This window comes from Enterobacter sp. BWH52, assembly GCF_001037565.1.
Taxonomy (GTDB): Bacteria; Pseudomonadota; Gammaproteobacteria; order Enterobacterales; family Enterobacteriaceae; genus Enterobacter; species Enterobacter hormaechei_C.
Genome location: NZ_KQ089854.1, coordinates 3,315,659 through 3,335,136 on the forward strand (window position 1 = coordinate 3,315,659; position 19,478 = coordinate 3,335,136).

At 58.0% G+C, this 19,478-nt stretch carries 15 protein-coding genes; 4 read left to right on the forward strand and 11 right to left on the reverse strand.

Annotation, left to right across the window (positions count from 1 at the left end; translation table 11 throughout):
* Positions 1–54: 54 nt before the first annotated feature.
* Both pbpC and SK47_RS15655 read right to left on the reverse strand, forming a co-directional pair.
* A complete protein-coding gene (pbpC, locus tag SK47_RS15650) occupies positions 55–2,382 on the reverse strand; it encodes a peptidoglycan glycosyltransferase PbpC (RefSeq protein WP_048244642.1) in 2,328 nt (775 codons plus the stop codon).
* Position 2,383: 1 nt separating this feature from the next.
* On the reverse strand, positions 2,384–7,336 hold the full coding sequence (locus SK47_RS15655) for an alpha-2-macroglobulin family protein (protein WP_048244644.1): 4,953 nt from the start codon (positions 7,334–7,336) through the stop codon (positions 2,384–2,386).
* Between the two features lie 286 nt (positions 7,337–7,622).
* Between SK47_RS15655 and SK47_RS15660 the strand changes: the two genes are divergently transcribed.
* The 4 genes from SK47_RS15660 (at position 7,623) to SK47_RS15675 (ending at position 12,252) form a co-directional block, all read left to right on the forward strand.
* Positions 7,623–9,167 (forward strand): PTS transporter subunit EIIC, encoded by a 1,545-nt coding sequence (locus SK47_RS15660; RefSeq protein WP_032609849.1) that lies wholly within the window; start codon positions 7,623–7,625, stop codon positions 9,165–9,167.
* A gap of 12 nt (positions 9,168–9,179) precedes the next feature.
* Positions 9,180–10,547, forward strand: a complete 1,368-nt coding sequence (locus SK47_RS15665) for a 6-phospho-alpha-glucosidase (RefSeq protein ID WP_032609851.1) — start codon at positions 9,180–9,182, stop codon at positions 10,545–10,547.
* Positions 10,548–10,636: 89 nt separating this feature from the next.
* Complete coding sequence (gene sseA / locus SK47_RS15670) at positions 10,637–11,482, forward strand: 3-mercaptopyruvate sulfurtransferase (RefSeq protein WP_017383536.1); 846 nt, start codon at positions 10,637–10,639, stop codon at positions 11,480–11,482.
* Entirely contained in the window at positions 11,482–12,252 is a 771-nt protein-coding gene (locus SK47_RS15675) for a MurR/RpiR family transcriptional regulator (RefSeq protein WP_015572161.1), read from the forward strand. Before sseA ends, SK47_RS15675 begins: the two co-directional genes overlap by 1 nt.
* Positions 12,253–12,269: 17 nt before the next feature.
* Here SK47_RS15675 and sseB read toward each other — a convergent pair whose 3' ends face one another.
* The 9 genes from sseB to iscS form a co-directional block, all read right to left on the reverse strand.
* The gene (sseB, locus tag SK47_RS15680; protein WP_023325069.1) at positions 12,270–13,046 is read right to left on the reverse strand and encodes an enhanced serine sensitivity protein SseB; all 777 of its coding nucleotides are present in this window, start codon (positions 13,044–13,046) and stop codon (positions 12,270–12,272) included.
* A 78-nt stretch (positions 13,047–13,124) separates the two neighbouring features.
* Positions 13,125–14,411, reverse strand: a complete 1,287-nt coding sequence (gene pepB, locus SK47_RS15685; protein ID WP_003860647.1) for an aminopeptidase PepB — start codon at positions 14,409–14,411, stop codon at positions 13,125–13,127.
* Positions 14,412–14,471: 60 nt separating this feature from the next.
* Positions 14,472–14,672, reverse strand: a complete 201-nt coding sequence (gene iscX / locus SK47_RS15690) for a Fe-S cluster assembly protein IscX (protein ID WP_003860650.1) — start codon at positions 14,670–14,672, stop codon at positions 14,472–14,474.
* Position 14,673: 1 nt separating this feature from the next.
* Complete coding sequence (fdx, locus tag SK47_RS15695) at positions 14,674–15,009, reverse strand: ISC system 2Fe-2S type ferredoxin (RefSeq protein ID WP_003860652.1); 336 nt, start codon at positions 15,007–15,009, stop codon at positions 14,674–14,676.
* A gap of 1 nt (position 15,010) precedes the next feature.
* The gene (gene hscA / locus SK47_RS15700; protein WP_003860654.1) at positions 15,011–16,861 is read right to left on the reverse strand and encodes a Fe-S protein assembly chaperone HscA; all 1,851 of its coding nucleotides are present in this window, start codon (positions 16,859–16,861) and stop codon (positions 15,011–15,013) included.
* A gap of 14 nt (positions 16,862–16,875) precedes the next feature.
* Positions 16,876–17,391 (reverse strand): co-chaperone HscB, encoded by a 516-nt coding sequence (gene hscB / locus SK47_RS15705; RefSeq protein ID WP_032609855.1) that lies wholly within the window; start codon positions 17,389–17,391, stop codon positions 16,876–16,878.
* A gap of 76 nt (positions 17,392–17,467) precedes the next feature.
* Positions 17,468–17,791, reverse strand: a complete 324-nt coding sequence (gene iscA / locus SK47_RS15710) for an iron-sulfur cluster assembly protein IscA (protein WP_003860659.1) — start codon at positions 17,789–17,791, stop codon at positions 17,468–17,470.
* A gap of 13 nt (positions 17,792–17,804) precedes the next feature.
* Complete coding sequence (gene iscU / locus SK47_RS15715; RefSeq protein ID WP_003860661.1) at positions 17,805–18,191, reverse strand: Fe-S cluster assembly scaffold IscU; 387 nt, start codon at positions 18,189–18,191, stop codon at positions 17,805–17,807.
* Between the two features lie 24 nt (positions 18,192–18,215).
* Positions 18,216–19,430, reverse strand: coding sequence for a cysteine desulfurase (iscS, locus tag SK47_RS15720; RefSeq protein ID WP_003860663.1), 1,215 nt, complete (start codon positions 19,428–19,430; stop codon positions 18,216–18,218).
* Positions 19,431–19,478: the final 48 nt, after the last annotated feature.

Genomic DNA, 19,478 nt, shown 5'->3' on the forward strand with positions numbered 1-19,478 from the left:
TTTTTTCAGGAACGAATATTGATAATTATCAAGCTAACTCTTGAGGAGTAACACTTAGCGATCTAATTCAAAATTCACCGTCGCCGTTTGTCCTGTTTCATCTAATACAATTAATTGATATTTACCAGGCAAATATAATTGCAGTGAATAATTCTTCTGATGCCCGTCCAGCGGTTCGCCATTCAAAAACCACCATCGTTGCCCCTCCCCGCCGCTGGTTGAAACGTTGAGGGTAATATTTTTCTCACCTGGAAGACGTTTAATTACCGCCCCTTCTCTGACGCCTGACAACATCAGCGGCGCCGCATTATGGTTATCCAGCGGAGGGCAAATTGCTGAACGGGCGGGGAGACGAGCAGCCCGTTTTTCGGCAGCAGGCAGCCAGGGCTCCAGCGGCAGCGGCCAGACATCCAGCACTTTTTCTGTCGCATCAGGACAATCCGCCGCAACGCGTTTGCCTTCTTTATCCAGCCAGACCGGGAAACGGATCCCGCGAATACCTTCCTGTTCCGGCAGCAGCAGCGTAGGCGGTTCACTGCCTTCCAGCAGCCAGGTTGACAGCCGACGCCGACAGTTTTCGCTCCCTTCAGGCAGGGACTGGCCCCCCGGCCAGCAAATCACGCCCCGTCCTACGCTTGCGGGACGCGGATCGCGCGGCAGGCGCGCTTCATCCACCATCGAGCGGAACTGAAGCATGTTATTGACCTGATTCAGGAGCGGTACCGCGCTGGCGAAACCAAACTGCCCGGCAACGGGCGTGCCGTCCGGGCGTCCGGTCCAGATTCCGATGACATAGCGGGCATTCAGGCCGATGGCCCAGGCATCCCGGTAGCCATAGCTGGTGCCCGTTTTCCACGCCAGCGGCGCTACCTGGGGCAGCGCACTGTCCGGCAGGGGCTGTGCTTCATTAGCGAGAATGCGACGAATAATCCACGCCGCCCCCTGCGATAACAGCGGACGTTCGATCAGCGGATCGCCCGGCTGTAAACGCAGCCGGCCCGCCTTACCCTGACGCGCAAAGGCGCTATAGGCGGCAGCGATATCAGCCAGGCGTGCGCCTGCGCCCCCCAGGATCAGAGAGAGATTGGGCTGTGCCCCCGCAGGCAGAATGAGCGGTAATCCCGCGTTGCTCAGCATTCCGGCAAAACGTTTTGGGCCGTACGCTTCCAGAACCTGCACCGCAGGCAGGTTGAGGGAACGCACCAGGGCTTCGCTCATACTGACCGGCCCATGGAAGCCGCTGTCAAAGTTGCCGGGACGATAATCCCCCGTTTTTCTTGGCACATCCTGTAATAACGAAGCGGGATGGATCAGACCATCGTCCAGCGCCATGCCATAGATGAATGGCTTGAGGACCGATCCCGGCGATCGGATCGCATTGACCATATCCACGTGGCTGAAACGGCTGTCATCATTGATATCTACCGAGCCTACCCAGCCACGCACTTTCATGGATGTATGATCCACGACGATCATCGCCAGCGAACTGCGGGCAGGCAGGCGTGATTTCCAGTTCATTGCCAGCTCTTCAAGCTGTCGTTGCAAAGCTGCATCCAGCGTGGTGACTATTTTTGTGTCACGACTTTTACTCAGCATCATGCGGGAAAAGAGCGGCGCCAGTTGCGGCATCTGCCGGGGGGCCAGCCAGACCGGCTCTTCACGGGACTCTTTCACCTGCTTCTCAGACCAGACGCCCTGAGTCAGCATACGGTCGAGCACTTTGTTCCGCGCCGCTTCGGCACGTTCCGGCCAGCGATCCGGGCGCAGACGGCTGGGTGCCTGCGGCAGCACTGCCAGCAGCGCCGCGTCGGAATAGCTCAGCTGAGACGGCGGTTTGCCAAGGTAAGTCCAGCTTGCCGCGCCCACGCCCTGCAACGTGCCGCCAAACGGGGCACGGTTAAGATACAGCGTCAGGATTTCACGCTTGGAGAGATGCCACTCCAGCTGCATCGCCCGCCACAGCTGACGAATTTTACCGCCAAAGGTACGCGGATGCGGATCCAGCAGGCGCGCCACCTGCATGGTAAGCGTGCTCCCGCCGGAAACCACTCTCCCGGAGGTGAGATCCTGCCAGGCGGCACGCAGTACAGAAAGCGGATTGACGCCCGGGTGATCCCAGAACCAGCGATCTTCATACTGGATCAGCGCCTCAAGATAGCGTGGGGAAACCTCTTCAATGGTAACCGGATAGCGCCAGATGCCTTCGCTGTCGGCAAAACGCCACAACGGAACACCCTGCTCATCCACCACCACTCGCGCAGGGTTGACCTCTTTCAGGGGCAACGGCCACACGCGGTCAGCGACGACAATCAGCCCCCCTGAAACGAGAAGCGCTCCCGCCAGCCACAGCCAGCGGGAGCGAATCAGGCGTGCTATCCGCATCTTACGGAACAACGATCAGCGGGCCACTGGCCGCCCCCGTTGCCCGCCACTGCGGAACGTACATGGACTCGACCATCGGAACAGGCACCTGGTAGGTTCCCGGCGTAACGGCACGGGCCAGGTAAACCAGCGTGACCGGCTGACCTTCATTGACCGGCACCGCGGCCACAAAGCGATCGTCGCGGAATTCCATGTGCTGAATATCAGACTGTTGCATCTGATTCAGCAGGTTTTGCACTTCACTGCCGCTGTCCTGCAAGCTGGCGCTGCTGCTCGCCAGATTCTGGTTTTCCAGCTCCAGACCTGCCGGGAGCAGATCCACCACCAGCGCATCCGGCACGTTCTGGCTGGCCTTCACTTCCAGCCATACCAGAACCAGTTCACCGCTCTTCAGAGAAGAGAGCGACTTGCTGCTGCCGTCTGTCGCCAGGATATGACGTTCAATCTGCAAGACATTAGAGGATGGCTGAGGCGCATACTCCGGATAGCCAGTAGTGTCCAGTCGTACCCACAGCGGCGTAGTGCCGGTATTCGTCATCTTCAACGCACCAATCTGATCGCCGTTCAGGTTTTCTACCTGCGCTTTATCACTGCTCTGGGTCTGTTCAGAGAGAGAGGTCGTTGCCTGCCACGCACCTGACAAGGTTTGCAGTGATCGTCCGGCCAGGAACAGCGCATTGCTCTCCTGGGTAGACAGCCAGCGCTGGCTGAACGCGTCTTCAGATAACGCGTTCAGCAGCCTGTTTTGCGCATCCGGCAGCAGCTTGTACTCTTCCAGCAGGGAGAGCATCAGGGCATTATCACGCAGCTGGCTGCCGTAATCCGCCATCCAGTTTCGGCTGTCGTTACGGGGTGTTTTGAGAGCCAGATCCAGCGCCTGCTGGCTGCGCGGTGCATCCCCCATCAGTTTGAGTGCCATGCCCAGCTGCATCAACGGAAGCCCGGAAGCAGCCTGAGCGTGGCGCTCCCAGATTTCACGCAGCGCACCGAGCGGCGCTTTTTGCTGACGCGCCAGCACCAGCGAAGCATACGCCTGGACAGCAAATTTGCTGGCCTGGGTGTCGTCGCTGTAGCGGATGGACATCATGCCCGGATCCTGTAAATAGCGCAGCAGTCGGCTGTTGGCGTTATTCACCGCCTCGGCAGGCACGCTGTAACCCTGCTCCCCTGCCCGCACCAGGAAGTCCGTGACATAGGCGGTCAGCCAGTACTCTTCCGGGCCGTTTTTATCCCACAAGGCAAAACCGCCATCGTCACGCTGCATTTGCAGCAGACGGGAGATCCCGATATCAATGGCCGCACGGCGTTTATCGTCGGTATCGCCTTTAATGCCCAGTGCCTTCAGCTGTGCCGCGTTGGTGTAGAGGGACGGGAACAGGCCGCTGGTGGTCTGCTCAAGACATCCATACGGATAGGCCTGAAGTTCACGTATGTAGCGCGCCAGGTTCAAAGGTGGTTTACCGCTGAGCAACAGCTGCCCCTGTAGCGTGGCAGGCGAGAAACCGTCGATATGCTGTGCTGGCGCACTCCAGGATTCGCCAGGATTCAGCATCGTGCCCGTATTCACGGTTTGCGCCGGGAATGCGGGACGCACGCCAATTTTCCAGCTCTTCTGCTGCGGCGCAAACGTCTCACCTGGGAGCTGAAGGCCCGTCACCTGAGCAGTCACTTCCCCATCGCCATAGCCCTCCAGGGCACGCACCGGTATAAACAGGGTGCTACGTGCGCCAGGCGGCAGCTTAACCGGCTCTGGCTGAGCACCTTCGAGCGACAACTTACCGGCTGCGGTTAACGTAATGCTCAGCGTTTGCGGCTGGTCAGTCAGGTTAGTCAGGTCCAGCGTCAGGCGGGAGGTATCGCCACTTGCGAGGAACCGCGGCGTGTTAAGCTCGGTGATAATCGGAGCCGCCACAATGATTTCGCTTTCGCTGCTGCCAAAATCGTCTTCCGTCCAGGCCTGCGCCATCAGACGCAGTTCACCGTTGAAATCGCCAATCGGCAGCGTGATGGTGCCTTCGCCGTTGGCATCAAGCGTAACCGGCTGCGCCTGCTGGGCAATAATGGTGACATGGTTCACCGGTGGCTTACCGCCGCGTTTCAGTTCATCGCCGTCTCCGCCAAAGCGCAGTGCGGCCAGACGTCCCTGACCTTCAATCACCTGGCCGTAAACATCATAGATGTCCGCGCCATAGCGCTTCTGACCGAAGAAAGCTTGCCACGGATCCGGCGTGACGTAGTCGGTAATGTTCAGCACGCCGCTATCGACAGCCGAGACCAGCACGTTCACCTTCTGTGGCACAGCCCCCTCTTTTACGCTGGCTTTCACTTTCACAGAAAGCGTCTGGTTCGGACGCATTTTTTGCGGGTTATCCAGTGCGATGTTCAGGCGACGATTTTCGTCCCCCATTGGCAGATGCAGCAGGCCAACCGCCCGTTTTGGCGTGGCGGATTTTGATTTATCGCCAGGACGAACCACCAGCGTGCTGAGATAGAGATCGTGACGTTTCCAGGCCTTGTCGACCGGGATAGCGAGATCCAGACCGTTAGCCGGTACGTCGATCTCTTTCCACCACAGCGGCCCTTCACTGGACTCGATCATCGCATAGCCCTTGCCTGCGGCCGGCGCGGCGATGTGCAGTTGGATGGTATCGCCTGGCTGATAGGATGGCTTATCCAGTTTCAGCGTCACGCGGTCAGGGCGCGCGGCCCCGGTGCCGTCGCTGTTATCCTGCCAGCTGTAGCCTGCCCAGAAGCGCACGCTGCTGACCATGTCATCAGGGGCTTTCACTTCCAGACGGTATGAGCCCCACTCCACCGGGAAGGTGACTTTACCGGTTTCATCGGCCTTGAGGTTTAGCTCCTGCTCGCCCTCAACCAGATCTTTTTGATCAAACTGAGACTGCCAGCCCTCACTCTCGGACCAGTTCCAGAAGTAGTCACGACGCTCGCGAATCAGTCGTACCTGTAATCCGGAAACGGCCTTTTTGGCTCCGCTGGCATCGGCATAGACGATGTCGAAGCTGGCGTTGCCGTTCTCGTCGACGATCGGCTGGTTGACGGTAGTATCGGTGCGGTAGTCGTAAACCGCCTTGCTGGCGAACTGAGGGCGAATACCCGGCAGCTCAGCCGCCGGCCAGATAGCCTGCTCAGCGCGTCGCGTTACCGGACGCCCACCTGATTCCAGCAGGCTGGCCTGCAAAATCAGTTGCAGCGGCGAGTGCGCCTCTTTCCACTGGCTTTCGGTGGTAACCTGTCCGCGCCCCTGTTCGTCCAGCGTAAGCTGCACTTCATCCAGGCTGCGGCTCAGGTTCTCCTCGGCAATATCACCGAACTGGAAGCCAGGCAGCGCAGGCACCGCGTCACGTAGCGGACGCAGGAAAAGCTGGCCTTGCAGAGAATTGCCGTTAGCTGGCGCGCCGTACAGGTAATAGCCGACCACGTTAAAGTCGACGTTATCCTGCGGTGAAACCGGCGTTTTTTGTCCACTCAGGTTGAGCGCCATGCGCTCAGGCATAAAATCTTCGACGTGGAAATCCCACATGCGCTGCTGGTTATCCCCCGTATTCGCGCGAATATGCCACATGCCGGTCTGGGCGCCGCTATCAAGCGAATAGTTGAAGCGATAAAGGCCATTCTCAGGTTGCACAACGACCGTACGCGCCACCTGTCCGTCCGGACGCAGCACGTCAAGTTTTACCGGTTGATCGGGAAGCGGTTTGCCATCGCTGTCGCGAAGCAGGCCGTTAAGGATCACCGTTTCACCCGGACGATAGAGATCGCGCGGGCCAAACATAAAGAACTGTTTGCTGTAACCCGGGTTACCGGCGATATCAAACTCCGCCAGATCCAGCGCCGGAAGTTTGAGATCAAGAAGCGTGGTCTGGCCATCTTTACTGGCCAGGATCAGCGCGGCTTCTTTATCGGTTTCCAGTTTCGCATGACCATCGGCGTCGCTGTTCGCCTCGGCCAGAGTCTGCCCTTTATCGTTCAGAAGGGTAATGGTCACGCCTGACTGCGCCGCACCGTTTTCAAGACTCTGGGTGAAGATGTCCAGGCGGTTATGATAACGGTGAGCGGACAGCCCAATATCACTTAAGGTAAAGAGCGTCGCGGCGTTACTGTAGTTATAGTGACCAGCCTGATTCATCACGGCGATATAGACGCCAGACTGCTGGAGCGGCTTAATATCTTTGAGCGGCAGGAGCAGTTTTTCACGCGTGTTGCGCGCCGGATTGAGGTCGAAACGGCCGGTGTAGACCAGTTCCGCCATCTTCAGCAGATTGTCAGATTCCCAGTTGGTCAGCGAGTTACGGTACTCCCACTGGCTGACAAACGAGGCCAGCGACTCCGGCTTAACGCGGTAGAAGTTCACGTCCACATTGTTGACGTTGAGCGCCATCACCGGCAACCCTTCCACCACTTTACCCGGCAGCAGCGATCCGCGGCTGGCGAATCCGACCGTCGGTTCAACATCCCGGGTGGTGATCGCTTTTTCATAGTCAATGCCGAATGTCGCTTTGTTCAGCGCCAGCAAATCACGTTCGACGGTGACAACCAGATTACGATTCGGCTCCAGATGGCGCAGGCGCAGCTCTTTCAGATTGGGGGCCAGTTCCCAGGCGCCGTCCACTTTGCCGCTTTTTTTATCCACCACATGTACCGTTTTCGCAAAATCCTGGCTGGGATCCAGCGGTACAGAGAAGGTCAGAACCAGCGTCGCGGCGCCGTCGAGTTGCACTTCCGAGGCATCCAGCAGCGTCAACGCCTTACCCTGACTCTGCGCGGCCAGCTTAGCCAGCTTTTCAGGATCCGGTGTTGCCGGGGTTTTCTTTTCTGATGCACTAGACGCTGCGGGGGCAGCGGCCTGAGGTTTGTCGTCGCTGTTATCACAGCCGACAAGCGTAAAGGTGGTGAGCAGCGCGAGAGAGATCGCAGCTAAGCGAAACGGTTTCATCCTGTGTCCCTGGCCTGAGGGGCCTGTTGGTCATCGTCCGGATAAGTATTATCCGCAAGTTTCGTTAATACAAAAAGTCCAATTTTATAATCTGGAAAGCACCTCGCAGAATGGCATCACGCAGCCACACCGTGATGGAACGGCGATCACAGCGCATAACGTCACATGTTACCTTTCACGTCATTTGTTTTTAAAACAAGAAGATAGCTGGATAAGTTCGCATCAGGCCTGCTAGTTTTATGTCCATGACGCACCCCGAGTGCGCGGTTCAATAAGAGAGAAAGCCATGAAACGAGCCGTGAACGCCCTACAAAATTTCGGAAAATCACTTTACGGACCTGTACTTATCTTACCCATCGTTGGCCTGTTTATCGCCTTTGGGAATGTGCTGGGTAACGGCAATCTGGCCGAGTACCTGCCGTTTCTCGGCCACCCGCTGATCCAGAGTGTCGGCCAGCTGATCGCCAAGTCTGCCGTGTCGGTGCTGGTCAACCTGGCGCTGGTGTTTGCCGTTGGGATCCCCATTGGACTGGCAACCCGAGACAAAGGCTACGCGGCGCTGATTGGGCTGGTAACTTTTATCGTGTTTATCAATGCCATGAACGTGACGTTACAGCTTCAGGGGGAACTGGCTCCTGCGGAACAGATGAAAGCCGCCGGACAAAGCATGGTGCTGGGCGTCCAGGTGCTGGAAATGGGCGTTTTCGCCGGGATCCTGACCGGGGCGCTCTCCGGTTATCTGTACAACAAATATTCCGGTGTCCAGTTTAACGGCGCGATGGCGATTTACTCCGGCCACTGCTTTGTCGCGATTGTAATGCTGCCTGTCTCTATGCTGCTCGGCGTGATCATGAGCGAACTCTGGCCGTACGCACAGCATGGAATAAGCGCCCTGGCGCTGGCGATCAAAGGGTCCGGTCCGTTTGGCGTGGCGATCTACGGTTTCCTTGAACGCATTCTGGTGCCGACGGGCCTGCATCATCTGGTCTATACGCCGTTCCTGTATACCGAACTGGGCGGTACGCAGGAGGTGTGCGGTACGGCTTACCAGGGCGCGCGCAATATCTACTTCGCCGAGATGGCCTGCCCGGACGTGAAGCAGCTCAGCAGTACCGTGGTGTGGGATGCGCGCGGCATCAGCAAAATGTTTGGCCTGCCTGCCGCGGCGCTGGCGATGTATATGACCGCCAGGCCAGAGCGTAAAGCGGCGGCGAAAGCGATTCTGATCCCGGCGGCGCTGACCTCGCTGCTGGTCGGCGTAACCGAGCCGATTGAGTTCTCCTTCCTGTTTGTCGCCCCGCTGCTGTTCGTGGTGCATGCGGTGCTGACCGGTATCGGCATGATGCTGTTCTCGCTGTTTGGCGTTCACGCCATCGGCGCCAACGGGATTATCGATTTCATCCTCTACAACCTGCCGCTCGGCACGGAGAAGTCCAACTGGCCCATGTACATCGTGGTCGGGCTGATCATGTTCGCTCTTTATTTCGTGGTATTCCGCTTCCTGATCCTGCGCTTCAACATGAAAACGCCGGGGCGTGAAGATGAGGACCAGGAGACACGCCTTTACAGCAAGCAGGAGTACCAGGCGAAGGGCAATAACGACGGGCTGGGCGAATCGATCGTTGTGGGTCTGGGCGGTCGGGAAAATATAGAGGTAGTGGATAACTGCTACACCCGCTTACGCGTCACGGTGAAGGACGTCGCCATCATCGACGAACCGCGCCTGAAAGCGACCGGCGCGAAAGGGATAATCAAACAAGGTAACAACGTTCAGGTGGTCTACGGGCTGCATGTCAAAAAAATGCGAGAAGCCGTTGAGACGTTTCTCTGAAAGGAGCTAAAGATGTTTACACCCCCATTCATTCTGTCGATTGCCGGCGGCGGCAGCACCTACACGCCGGGCATTGTGAAAAGCCTGATGGTGCGCCTGCAGGATTTCCCGCTGGCCGAAATTCGCCTGTACGATATCGACGAGGCGCGCCAGAACACCATTGCGCCGGTCGTCGAGAAGGTCATTCGCGACCACAGTCAGTGCATCACATTTACCGTCACCAGTGACCCAGAAGTGGCCTTTAGCGGCGCGCATTTTGTCTTCGCCCAGATGCGCGTCGGGCAGTACAAGATGCGCGAGCAGGATGAAAAAATTCCGCTGCGCCACGGGGTGGTGGGCCAGGAAACCTGCGGCCCCGGCGGGCTGGCCTACGGCCTGCGCACGATCCTGCCGATGGTGGAGCTTATCGATCTGGTCGATCGCTACGCGCACGAGAAAGCCTGGATCGTGAACTACTCCAACCCGGCGGCGATTGTCGCTGAGGGTGTGCGTCGCCTGCGCCCCAACGCACGCGTGCTGAACATCTGCGATATGCCGGTTGCCGCGATGCGCAATATGGGTGCCATTCTGGGCGTGGATCGTCATAAACTGGAGGTGGACTATTTTGGCCTAAACCACTTCGGCTGGTTTACCCGCGTGCTGGTGGACGGCGAAGACAAGCTCCCGGCGCTGCGTAAGCATATCGCGAAGTTTGGCCTGCTGACGGAAGATGCCGCAAAAACCGACCCGCAGCATTCCGATCCGTCATGGGTGAAAACCTGGCGCAACATCAAGCCGATTATGGATAACTTCCCGGAGTACCTGCCGAACCCGTATCTACAGTACTACCTGATGCCAAACCAGATTGTGGAGCATCAAAACCCGGACTATACCCGCGCCAACGAAGTGATGAACGGGCGCGAGAAAAAGCTGTTCGCCGCCGCCGAAGAGTACCAGCGCAGCGGGATCTTACCGGACGCCTTCCACGTAGGTGTTCACGGCGAATTTATCGTCGATGTCGCCTGCTCGCTGGCATTCAACCTGCGCCAACGCCATCTGGTGATGGTGGAAAACCGCGGGGCGATTACCAACCTGCCGTACGATGCGGTGGTGGAAGTGCCTGCCTATATCACTTCCGAAGGGCCGGAGCCTGTCCGCGTGGGTCAGGTGCCGCTGTTCCACCAGACGCTCCTGCAACAGCAGCTGGCCTCTGAACAGCTGCTGGTTGAGGCAACCATCGAAGGCAGCTACGAGAAAGCGTTGCAGGCGTTCACTCTGAACCGCACCGTGCCAACCATGGAGCACGCGAAAGCGATTCTGGATGAGATGATCGAAGCCAACCGCGACTACTGGCCTGCGCTGCAAAAGGCCTGGCAGGACGGTGAAGCGGTGAAAAAATAGGGGCTTGCTCGCGAGTTGAACGTGGTTAGCTTGTCGGTGTCAGAAAAAACACCGACAATCCTTTTTTACGGAAAAGAATGGAGGCAACCATGTCCACCTCATATTTTGTCGCTGCCGACTGGCTGATTGAGCACGGCGACGACCCGGAAGTTCAGATTATCGACGCGCGCATGGCCCCTCCGGGCCAGGAGCATCGTGACGTTCCCGCTGAATACCGGGCAGGGCACCTGCCTGGCGCGGTATTTTTTGATATCGAAGCCCTCTCCGATCACACCTCTCCCCTGCCGCACATGCTGCCTCGCCCGGAAGCGTTTTCCGTGGCGATGCGCGAGCTGGGCATCAGCAAAGATAAACATCTTGTTGTTTACGATGAAGGTAATCTGTTTTCCGCGCCGCGAGCGTGGTGGATGCTGAAAAACTTCGGCGTGGAAAAGGTATCGATTCTGGCGGGCGGACTTGCAGGCTGGAAGCGCGACGAACTACCGCTTCAGCAGGGTGACGTCACGCTGCCGGAAGGGGAGTTTGATGCCACGTTTGACGCTAACGTGGTCAAGCGCCTGACCGACGTGCTGGTCGTGAGCCACGAAAACACGGCGCAAATCGTCGATGCGCGTCCCGCTCCACGTTTCAACGCAGAAGCGGACGAGCCGCGACCGGGACTGAAACGAGGACATATCCCGGGGGCGCTGAACGTGCCGTGGGGCGATCTGGTGTTTGAAGGCGAGCTGAAAACCACCGATGAATTGCGTGCCATTTTTGAACGTCAGGGCGTGGATTTGCATCGTCCGGTTATTGCAAGCTGCGGCTCCGGCGTAACGGCCTGCGTGGTGATCCTGGCGCTGGCAACCCTTGGCGCAAATGACGTGACCCTGTACGACGGCGCCTGGAGTGAATGGGGTGCACGAGACGATCTGCCGGTTGAACCGGCGAAATAATGGATAACCGCCTGGCAACGCTGTTAACGCGCGGGTCGTCGCTGACCCGCGCGGAGTATCGCGTCCTCGCCCACCTCACTGAGCATCCATTGCTGGTGGGCAACATCACGGTGCGCGAGCTGGCGCAGGCGACATTTGTCTCTACCGCGACGATTATGCGGCTGTGCCAGAAGCTGGGGTTTAGCGGCTTTAGCGAGTTTATCTGGCACTGCAAGCAGTTGCTTTCTGACACGCCGCATATCACCGTACAGCCTGAGCAACATGCGGAAATGCCCGCGCTTTTTACCCGGTTCGTTGCCAACTATCAGCAGACCTTCCAGTGGGTCACTCAGGACAAACGCCAGCAGTTTGCCAGCCTGCTGCGCCAGAAAGAGAGCTTCTTTCTCTACGGCGCCGGGTTTTCGTACCTTTTTGCCGAGTACCTGACCAAGAAGTTGCAGGTGCTAGGAAAAACGGCGTTCATCTCCGGGCCGGGAGACAGCCGGAATATTTTTCTCAGCAACGCCGCGCGCTATCAGGTGTTTATTGCCGTTTCACGCAGCGGCGAAACGGAGCAGGTACTGGATAAAGCGCGGATCGCCAAAAACGTCGGCATGACGATCGTCGCGTTTACCCGCGCGTCGGCCAATACGCTGGCGGGTATGGCGGACGTGCATTTTGCTCTCTATGACGAAGCGGTACATTTCGCCGCCGAAGCCGCAGGTGTGACGTCGTTTGAGTCGAATCTGGTGCTGCTGATGGATTTACTGCTGCTGGAAGCAACGGGGTGAAGATCACCCCGCTGTAATCAGATAATGCGGTTGGTCTTAAGATCGCGCAGGAAGCCGCCCCAGCGACGCTCGTAGAACGGGGTGATGTGCTCGGTAATAAAGTGGCTGATCCCCTTCTCACCTTTCTTCACCTGACAGATATCAATCGGCTCATCGCCCGGCAGGGTGTCGGTCGCCACGCTTCCCGCCGCCTGGATGATCTCGTCGATATCGCCGTCGGCCTCAATCCCTATCAGCAGAACAGGCTTTTCGTCAGCGCTCTCTTTGATGGAGCAGAGAAACGCGCGTTTTACCGGCTTGATGGTTTTAAACAGCGTGGTCAGGGAGTCAATCATCTGCGCGGGCGGCTCGGCCACTTCAGACAGCAGCAGCGTTTCGCCCCCTTCCAGCACCTCCTGAGTGCTGAGCGGGTTGCCCTCGTCACCAATCAGGTGGCTGATTTCGCGCGGAGTAAACTCTTTCCCGGTCGGCAGTTTGGCGTTGAGGAACAGCGTCTGCCCCAGGGTCATTTCGAACAACGTGCGCACCGGCATCACCACGAACGCCTGTTCGTCTTCTACCGCTTCCTGCAAGGCCTCGAGCGAGGTAAAGAACGGGATCACCGACGTGCCGTCGTCTTTCTCCCAGTGCAGCAGATCCAGCGCGCTGTCTTCGACAACCTGCTCCCCTTCCGCTGCGGTGCCCGGCACCCAGACGGTGGATTCCAGCAGCGTGCGGAAAAAGGCCGGACGGTGGGCGGGCTCGGTCGCCGCCTGCTCCAACAGGGTTTCTAATTCGTTTTTGGTTTCTGACATAACAATTCCAGATGTCGAATTTCCCCCTCACCCCTGCCCTCTCCCATGGGGAGAGGGTTAGGGTGAGGGCAAAGAGCATTACTCAGCCGTCAGCAGGTTCGCTACGGTACGCACGCCCAGACCGGTCGCACCCGCAGACCACTGCTCAACCGCCGCTTTACGGTAGGTTGCGGAGCAGTCAATGTGCAGCCAGCCTTCATGGTAGTTCTCAACGAAGTGAGACAGGAAGCCTGCTGCGGTGCTTGCCCCCGCCGGGTACGCTGCGCTCGCGGTGTTGTTCAGCTCGGCGAAGTTAGACGGCAGCTGGCTGCGGTGGAACTCGGCCAGCGGCAGACGCCAGAACGGTTCGTTTTCCGCCGCCGCGCTGGCCAGCAGGCGAGCGGCCAGCTTGTCGTCGAAGCTGAACAGGGCGTGATAGTCATTACCCAGGGCAGTTTTCGCCGCGCCGGTCAGGGTCGCCATGTCGATAATCAGCTCCGGCTTCTGCGCAGAGGCGTCGATCAGGCCATCGGCCAGCACCAGACGGCCTTCGGCGTCGGTGTTCATCACCTCAACGTTTTTACCGTTGCGGTAGCGAATGATGTCGCCCAGCTTGAAGGCGTTGCCGCTCACCATGTTGTCCGCGCAGCACAGGTAGAGCTTCACGCGCTTGTTCAGGCCACGGGTGATGGCGAAGGCCAGCGCGCCGGTAATGGTCGCCGCGCCGCCCATGTCGGACTTCATGGAGTCCATGAATGCGCTCTGCTTCAGGCTGTAGCCGCCGGTGTCGAAGGTGATGCCTTTCCCGACCAGACAGGCAAAGACCGGGGCTTCTTTGTCGCCGGTTGGGTTGTAATCCAGCGCCAGCAGGACCGGAGGACGCTCTGAGCCACGGCCCACGGTGTGGATACCCATGTAGTTCTGCTCGCGCAGGTCTTCCCCTTTAGTGATGCGGTAGGACATCTTTTCGCCCGCCACACCGCACAGCAGGTCAACGGCGCGCTGCGCCAGCTGTTCCGGCCCCAGCTCTTCCGCCGGTGCGTTAATGGTGTCGCGCACCCAGTCGATAATGTTCAGGCGGCTTTCCAGCTCTTTCTGACCGGCTTCGTCGAGGTTCGCCCACTCAATTTTACGGGTGCCTTTCGGCCCTTTGTAGCCTGCCCAGAACGCCCAGCTGCGGTCGGTGTCCCAACCTTCCCCTTCCAGCGACACATGCTTAATGCCAAGGCCGTCAATCTTACGCGCGGCGCGCTGGATCAGGCCCAAATCATCGTTGCCCGTCAGGTGCAGGGTAATGCCGTCGTTATTAATGCTGTAGGTGGCTTTCTCGCCCCAGCGCGCGTCGGCAGGCTGATTCGAGAGCGTAATCTTCATCGCTTCGGTCATTTTATTTATCCTTATTAGCAACTAGCAAACGGGCCGCCTGAAGGCAGCCCGTTTTGTTATTTATTCTGCTTCATCTAACCAGACTAACAGAATCGCCTCCAGAATTTTTTCATTGGATGCGTTTGGATCGTCGTCGAAATCCTCTAAATCGCAGATCCACTGGTGCATGTCGGTGAATCGTACGGTCTTCGGATCGAGATCCGGGTTCGCGTCGTAGAGCGCTTCGCCGATTTCACGGCTGTCTGTCCACTTCAGTCCCATATTAGTGCTCGCGTGCGTGGTTGATGGTGTAGCGTGGGAACTCCACGACCAGATCTTCATCGGTCACCGCGGCCTGGCAGCTTAAGCGGCTGTCTGGCTCCAGACCCCATGCTTTATCCAGCATGTCGTCTTCGTCTTCGGTGCTCTCGGCGAGAGAGTCGAAACCTTCACGCACGATGCAGTGGCAGGTGGTGCAGGCACAGGATTTTTCACAGGCGTGTTCCACTTCGATACCTGCACGCAGGGCTACATCGAGAATGGTTTCACCGGTCTTCGCTTCCAGAACAGCACCATCCGGACAGAGGTCCGCATGAGGCAAAATTACAATCTTTGGCATATTAAACCTCGTCCACGGACTGGCCTTTCAGCGCGACGCGGACAGATTTGTCCATGCGGCGAGCAGCGAAGTCCTGGGTTTGTTTATCAACGTTTTTAATGGCTTCTTCTATCGCGTCAGCGTCATTGCCTTCGGCCACGGCGCTTAAGCGCGCGGCAGCGTCGTCAATCACCTGGCGCTCAGCGGCGCTTAACAGCGCGGCATCGGCAGCGAGCGCCCCGTTCAGGCTTTCCAGCACGCGTGCGGCTTCAACTTTTTGTTCCGCCAGCATACGCGCCTTCACATCCTGCTCGGCGTAGCTCATTGAGTCCTGAATCATGGAGGCGATTTCGCCATCGGTCAGGCCGTAGGACGGCTTAACCTGAATAGACGACTCGATACCGGTCGATTTTTCCATCGCCGTGACGCTCAGCAGGCCGTCCGCATCCACCTGGAAGGTGACGCGAATATGCGCCCCGCCCGCAGGCAGCGCTGGAATTCCGCGCAGCGCAAAGCGCGCCAGAGAGCGGCAGTCCTGCACCAGCTCACGCTCGCCCTGCATCACGTGGATGGACATCGCGGTCTGGCCGTCTTTGAAGGTGGTGAACTCCTGCGCGCGCGCCACCGGAATGGTGGTGTTACGCGGAATGACTTTCTCCACCAGGCCGCCCATGGTTTCTAAACCCAGAGACAGCGGGATGACGTCCAGCAGCAGCATTTCGCTGTCCGGCTTGTTGCCAACCAGAATATCGGCCTGGATAGCGGCGCCGACGGCAACCACTTTGTCCGGGTCGATAGAGGTCAACGGCGTGCGGCCAAAGAATTCGCCCACGCGCTCGCGCACCAGCGGCACGCGGGTTGAGCCGCCAACCATGACCACTTCCAGCACCTCGTTAGCCTCAACGCCCGCATCTTTCAATGCGCGACGGCAGGCCAGCAGGGTACGCTTAACCAGAGGCGCAATCAGTTCGCTGAACCGATCGCGGGTAATCTCACCCTGCCAGCCTGCGACGTTCACGCTGACGGACTGTGCATCGCTCAGGGCGATTTTGGCGTCGATGGCCGCATCCAGCAGTTCACGCTGCACGTGCGCATCGCTGCGATCGCTGATGCCCGCCTGCTCGCGGATGTAATCTGCCAGCAGATGGTCGAAGTCATCGCCGCCGAGCGCGGAATCTCCGCCGGTCGCCAGCACTTCGAACACGCCGCGGCTCAGGCGCAGGATTGAGATATCGAACGTCCCGCCGCCGAGATCGTAAACCGCGATCACCCCTTCCTGACCGGAGTCGAGGCCGTAGGCAATCGCCGCCGCCGTCGGTTCGTTCAGCAGACGCAGCACGTGCAGGCCCGCCAGACGCGCGGCGTCTTTGGTGCCCTGACGCTGTGCATCGTCGAAATAGGCCGGAACGGTGATCACCACGCCGTCCAGATCGCCGCCGAGCGTCGCTGTGGCGCGTGCCGCCAGCGCTTTAAGGATGTCAGCAGAAACGCGAATCGGGTTCAGCAAACCGGCTGACGTCGCGATCATCGGCAGGCCGTTTTCGCTGGCCTGTAGCTGATACGGCAGATGCGGGTAACGGGTCTGGATATCAGCCAGCGAGCGGCCCATCATGCGCTTAACCGAGCTGATGGTATTGGCCGGATCGCGCGCGGCGTTAGCGCGGGCATCAACCCCGACCGCGTGACCCTGCTGTTGGTAGTGGACTACAGAAGGCAGCAGATGGCGCCCCTGCTCGTCAGCCAGCGTTTCCGCCTGGCCGCTGCGAACGGTCGCCACGAGGGAATTGGTGGTGCCCAGGTCAATACCGACCGCCAGACGACGCTGGTGCGGTGCGGCACTTAAGCCAGGCTCACTAATTTGTAATAAGGCCATAATTGCTTCCGAAATTAAAAATCGAGCAGCTTTTCTTCGAGTTGTTCAGCACTGCTTCGCAGTTTATCGAGAAAACGGAGTTTGCGCACAGTGTCTGCCGCCACGTCCCAGGTCTCGTTGTTCAGTTGCTCCACCATCTGCTGATGGCGGGTATCGAACATACCCTTTACGCGCGTGATAAAGCTTTCCAGGCGCGCTTCGTCTTTAGCCTGTTCAATTTCATCCAGCTCTTCGCGCAGCTCCAGTTGTTCCATCAGAAAGGCGGCGTCGCGCACGGTATGCTGTTCGCTCGCCAGATCGAAACCGTGAAGCGAGAGCAGATATTCTGCACGCGCCAGCGGATGACGCAGCGTTTGCCAGGCCTGGTTGATGGTGGCGGAGTGTGATACCGCAGCCAGTTGCTCTGCCTGCGTCCCGCTGGCGAATTTATCCGGATGGTACTGACGCTGGAGATCCTGAAAACGGACCGTCAGCGCCTGGAGATCGATCGGGTATTGAGCGGGTAGTCCGAAGAGAGTGAAGTAATCCATAACAATCTCAGGGGTAGCCTGTTAGAACAAACCCCACGCGTAGCAAAGCCACGGTGGGGTTTCGGATGACGCGCGGTTAAACGTGGAAGCTTTCGCCGCAACCACACTCGTCTTTGACGTTCGGGTTCGTGAATTTGAACCCTTCGTTCAGGCCTTCTTTTACGAAGTCCAGCTGAGTGCCGTTGAGGAATTGCAGGCTTTTGCCATCGACCACCACCTTCACGCCCTTGTCTTCAAACACGGTGTCATCAGACGCCGGTTCGTCAACAAACTCCAGTACGTAAGCCATACCAGAACAGCCGGAGGTACGTACGCCCAGTCGCAGGCCAAAGCCTTTACCACGGTTCGCCAGAAAAGAGCTTACTCGCGCGGCAGCGCTGTCGCTAAGGGTAATCGACATACTCAAACCTCAATTATTTTGCTTCACGTTTGCTTTTGTAATCCGCAATGGCGGCTTTGATCGCGTCTTCTGCCAGAATTGAGCAGTGAATTTTCACCGGCGGCAGTTCGAGTTCTTCAGCAATATCCGTGTTCTTGATTGCCTGTGCTTCGTCCAGAGACTTGCCCTTCACCCATTCGGTGACCAGGGAGCTGGACGCGATAGCTGAACCGCAGCCGTAGGTCTTGAAGCGCGCGTCTTCAATGATACCTTCATTGTTGACTTTGATCTGCAACTTCATCACGTCGCCACATGCTGGCGCACCGACCATGCCGCTACCAACAGATTCGTCGCTGTTGTCAAAAGAGCCAACGTTGCGCGGGTTTTCGTAATGATCGATGACTTTTTCGCTGTATGCCATGATTGAATTCTCCTTATGTACCGATTAGTGATGTGACCATTCAATGCTGTTCAGATCCACGCCCTGCTTGAACATTTCCCACAGTGGAGAAAGGTCGCGCAGACGGCCGATGGAGTTACGAACCAGCTTGATGGTGTAGTCAATCTCTTCTTCGGTAGTAAAACGACCTAAAGAGAAACGGATAGAGCTGTGTGCCAGCTCGTCAGTCATACCCAGCGCGCGCAGTACGTAGGATGGCTCCAGGCTTGCAGAGGTACAGGCAGAGCCGGAAGAAACGGCCAGGTCTTTCAGCGCCATGATCAGCGACTCGCCTTCAACATAGTTGAAGCTGACGTTGAGGATGTTCGGCGCGCCCTGCTCGAGATCGCCGTTCAGATACACTTCTTCCATATCTTTCACGCCGTCCCACAGACGGTTACGCAGCGTGCGCAGGCGTGCCATCTCGGTTTCCATCTCTTCTTTTGCAATGCGGTAGGCTTCGCCCATGCCCACGATCTGGTGAACAGGCAGCGTACCGGAACGCATGCCGCGCTCGTGACCGCCGCCGTGCATCTGTGCTTCGATGCGGATACGTGGCTTACGACGAACGTACAGCGCGCCGATACCTTTCGGACCATAGATTTTGTGACCGGAGAAGGACATCAGGTCCACTTTCAGCTGGCTCAGGTCGATAGGCAGTTTGCCCACGCTCTGAGTCGCATCCACGTGGTAGATGATACCGCGCGCGCGGCACATTTCGCCGATGGTCGCGATGTCTTGTACCACGCCGATTTCGTTGTTGACGTGCATGATGGAGACCAGAATGGTGTCATCACGCATCGCCGCTTCGAGCTCTTTCAGATCGATAATGCCGTTGCTCTGTGGCGCCAGATAGGTGACTTCGAACCCTTCACGCTCCAGCTGACGGCAGGTGTCCAGCACGGCTTTGTGTTCGGTTTTGCTGGTGATGATGTGCTTGCCTTTTTTCTGATAAAAGTTGGCTGCACCCTTGATCGCCAGGTTGTCGGATTCGGTCGCACCGGAGGTGAAAACAATTTCACGCGGGTCGGCACCGACCAGGTCAGCAATCTGATTACGGGCGATATCAACCGCCTCTTCAGCATGCCAGCCAAAACGGTGTGAACGGGAAGCTGGGTTACCAAAGTTTCCGTCCAGGGTCAGACACTGCATCATTTTCTCGGCAACACGCGGGTCCACCGGCGTGGTTGCGGAGTAATCGAGATAAATCGGTAATTTCATTGCTCTATAAACTCCGTACATCGCTTCAATGCAAGGAATCAGGCAACC

What these genes read in the sequence shown, in the direction of transcription:
- SK47_RS15655 (WP_048244644.1), bottom strand. Translation starts at nt 7,336, where the DNA reads ATGAAACCGTTTCGCTTAGCTGCGATCTCTCTCGCGCTGCTCACCACC.
- SK47_RS15665 (WP_032609851.1), top strand. Translation starts at nt 9,180, where the DNA reads ATGTTTACACCCCCATTCATTCTGTCGATTGCCGGCGGCGGCAGCACC.
- hscA (WP_003860654.1), bottom strand. Translation starts at nt 16,861, where the DNA reads ATGGCCTTATTACAAATTAGTGAGCCTGGCTTAAGTGCCGCACCGCAC.
- iscU (WP_003860661.1), bottom strand. Translation starts at nt 18,191, where the DNA reads ATGGCATACAGCGAAAAAGTCATCGATCATTACGAAAACCCGCGCAAC.
- sseB (WP_023325069.1), bottom strand. Translation starts at nt 13,046, where the DNA reads ATGTCAGAAACCAAAAACGAATTAGAAACCCTGTTGGAGCAGGCGGCG.
- iscA (WP_003860659.1), bottom strand. Translation starts at nt 17,791, where the DNA reads ATGTCGATTACCCTTAGCGACAGCGCTGCCGCGCGAGTAAGCTCTTTT.
- iscX (WP_003860650.1), bottom strand. Translation starts at nt 14,672, where the DNA reads ATGGGACTGAAGTGGACAGACAGCCGTGAAATCGGCGAAGCGCTCTAC.
- iscS (WP_003860663.1), bottom strand. Translation starts at nt 19,430, where the DNA reads ATGAAATTACCGATTTATCTCGATTACTCCGCAACCACGCCGGTGGAC.
- fdx (WP_003860652.1), bottom strand. Translation starts at nt 15,009, where the DNA reads ATGCCAAAGATTGTAATTTTGCCTCATGCGGACCTCTGTCCGGATGGT.
- SK47_RS15660 (WP_032609849.1), top strand. Translation starts at nt 7,623, where the DNA reads ATGAAACGAGCCGTGAACGCCCTACAAAATTTCGGAAAATCACTTTAC.
- hscB (WP_032609855.1), bottom strand. Translation starts at nt 17,391, where the DNA reads ATGGATTACTTCACTCTCTTCGGACTACCCGCTCAATACCCGATCGAT.
- pepB (WP_003860647.1), bottom strand. Translation starts at nt 14,411, where the DNA reads ATGACCGAAGCGATGAAGATTACGCTCTCGAATCAGCCTGCCGACGCG.
- SK47_RS15675 (WP_015572161.1), top strand. Translation starts at nt 11,482, where the DNA reads ATGGATAACCGCCTGGCAACGCTGTTAACGCGCGGGTCGTCGCTGACC.
- pbpC (WP_048244642.1), bottom strand. Translation starts at nt 2,382, where the DNA reads ATGCGGATAGCACGCCTGATTCGCTCCCGCTGGCTGTGGCTGGCGGGA.
- sseA (WP_017383536.1), top strand. Translation starts at nt 10,637, where the DNA reads ATGTCCACCTCATATTTTGTCGCTGCCGACTGGCTGATTGAGCACGGC.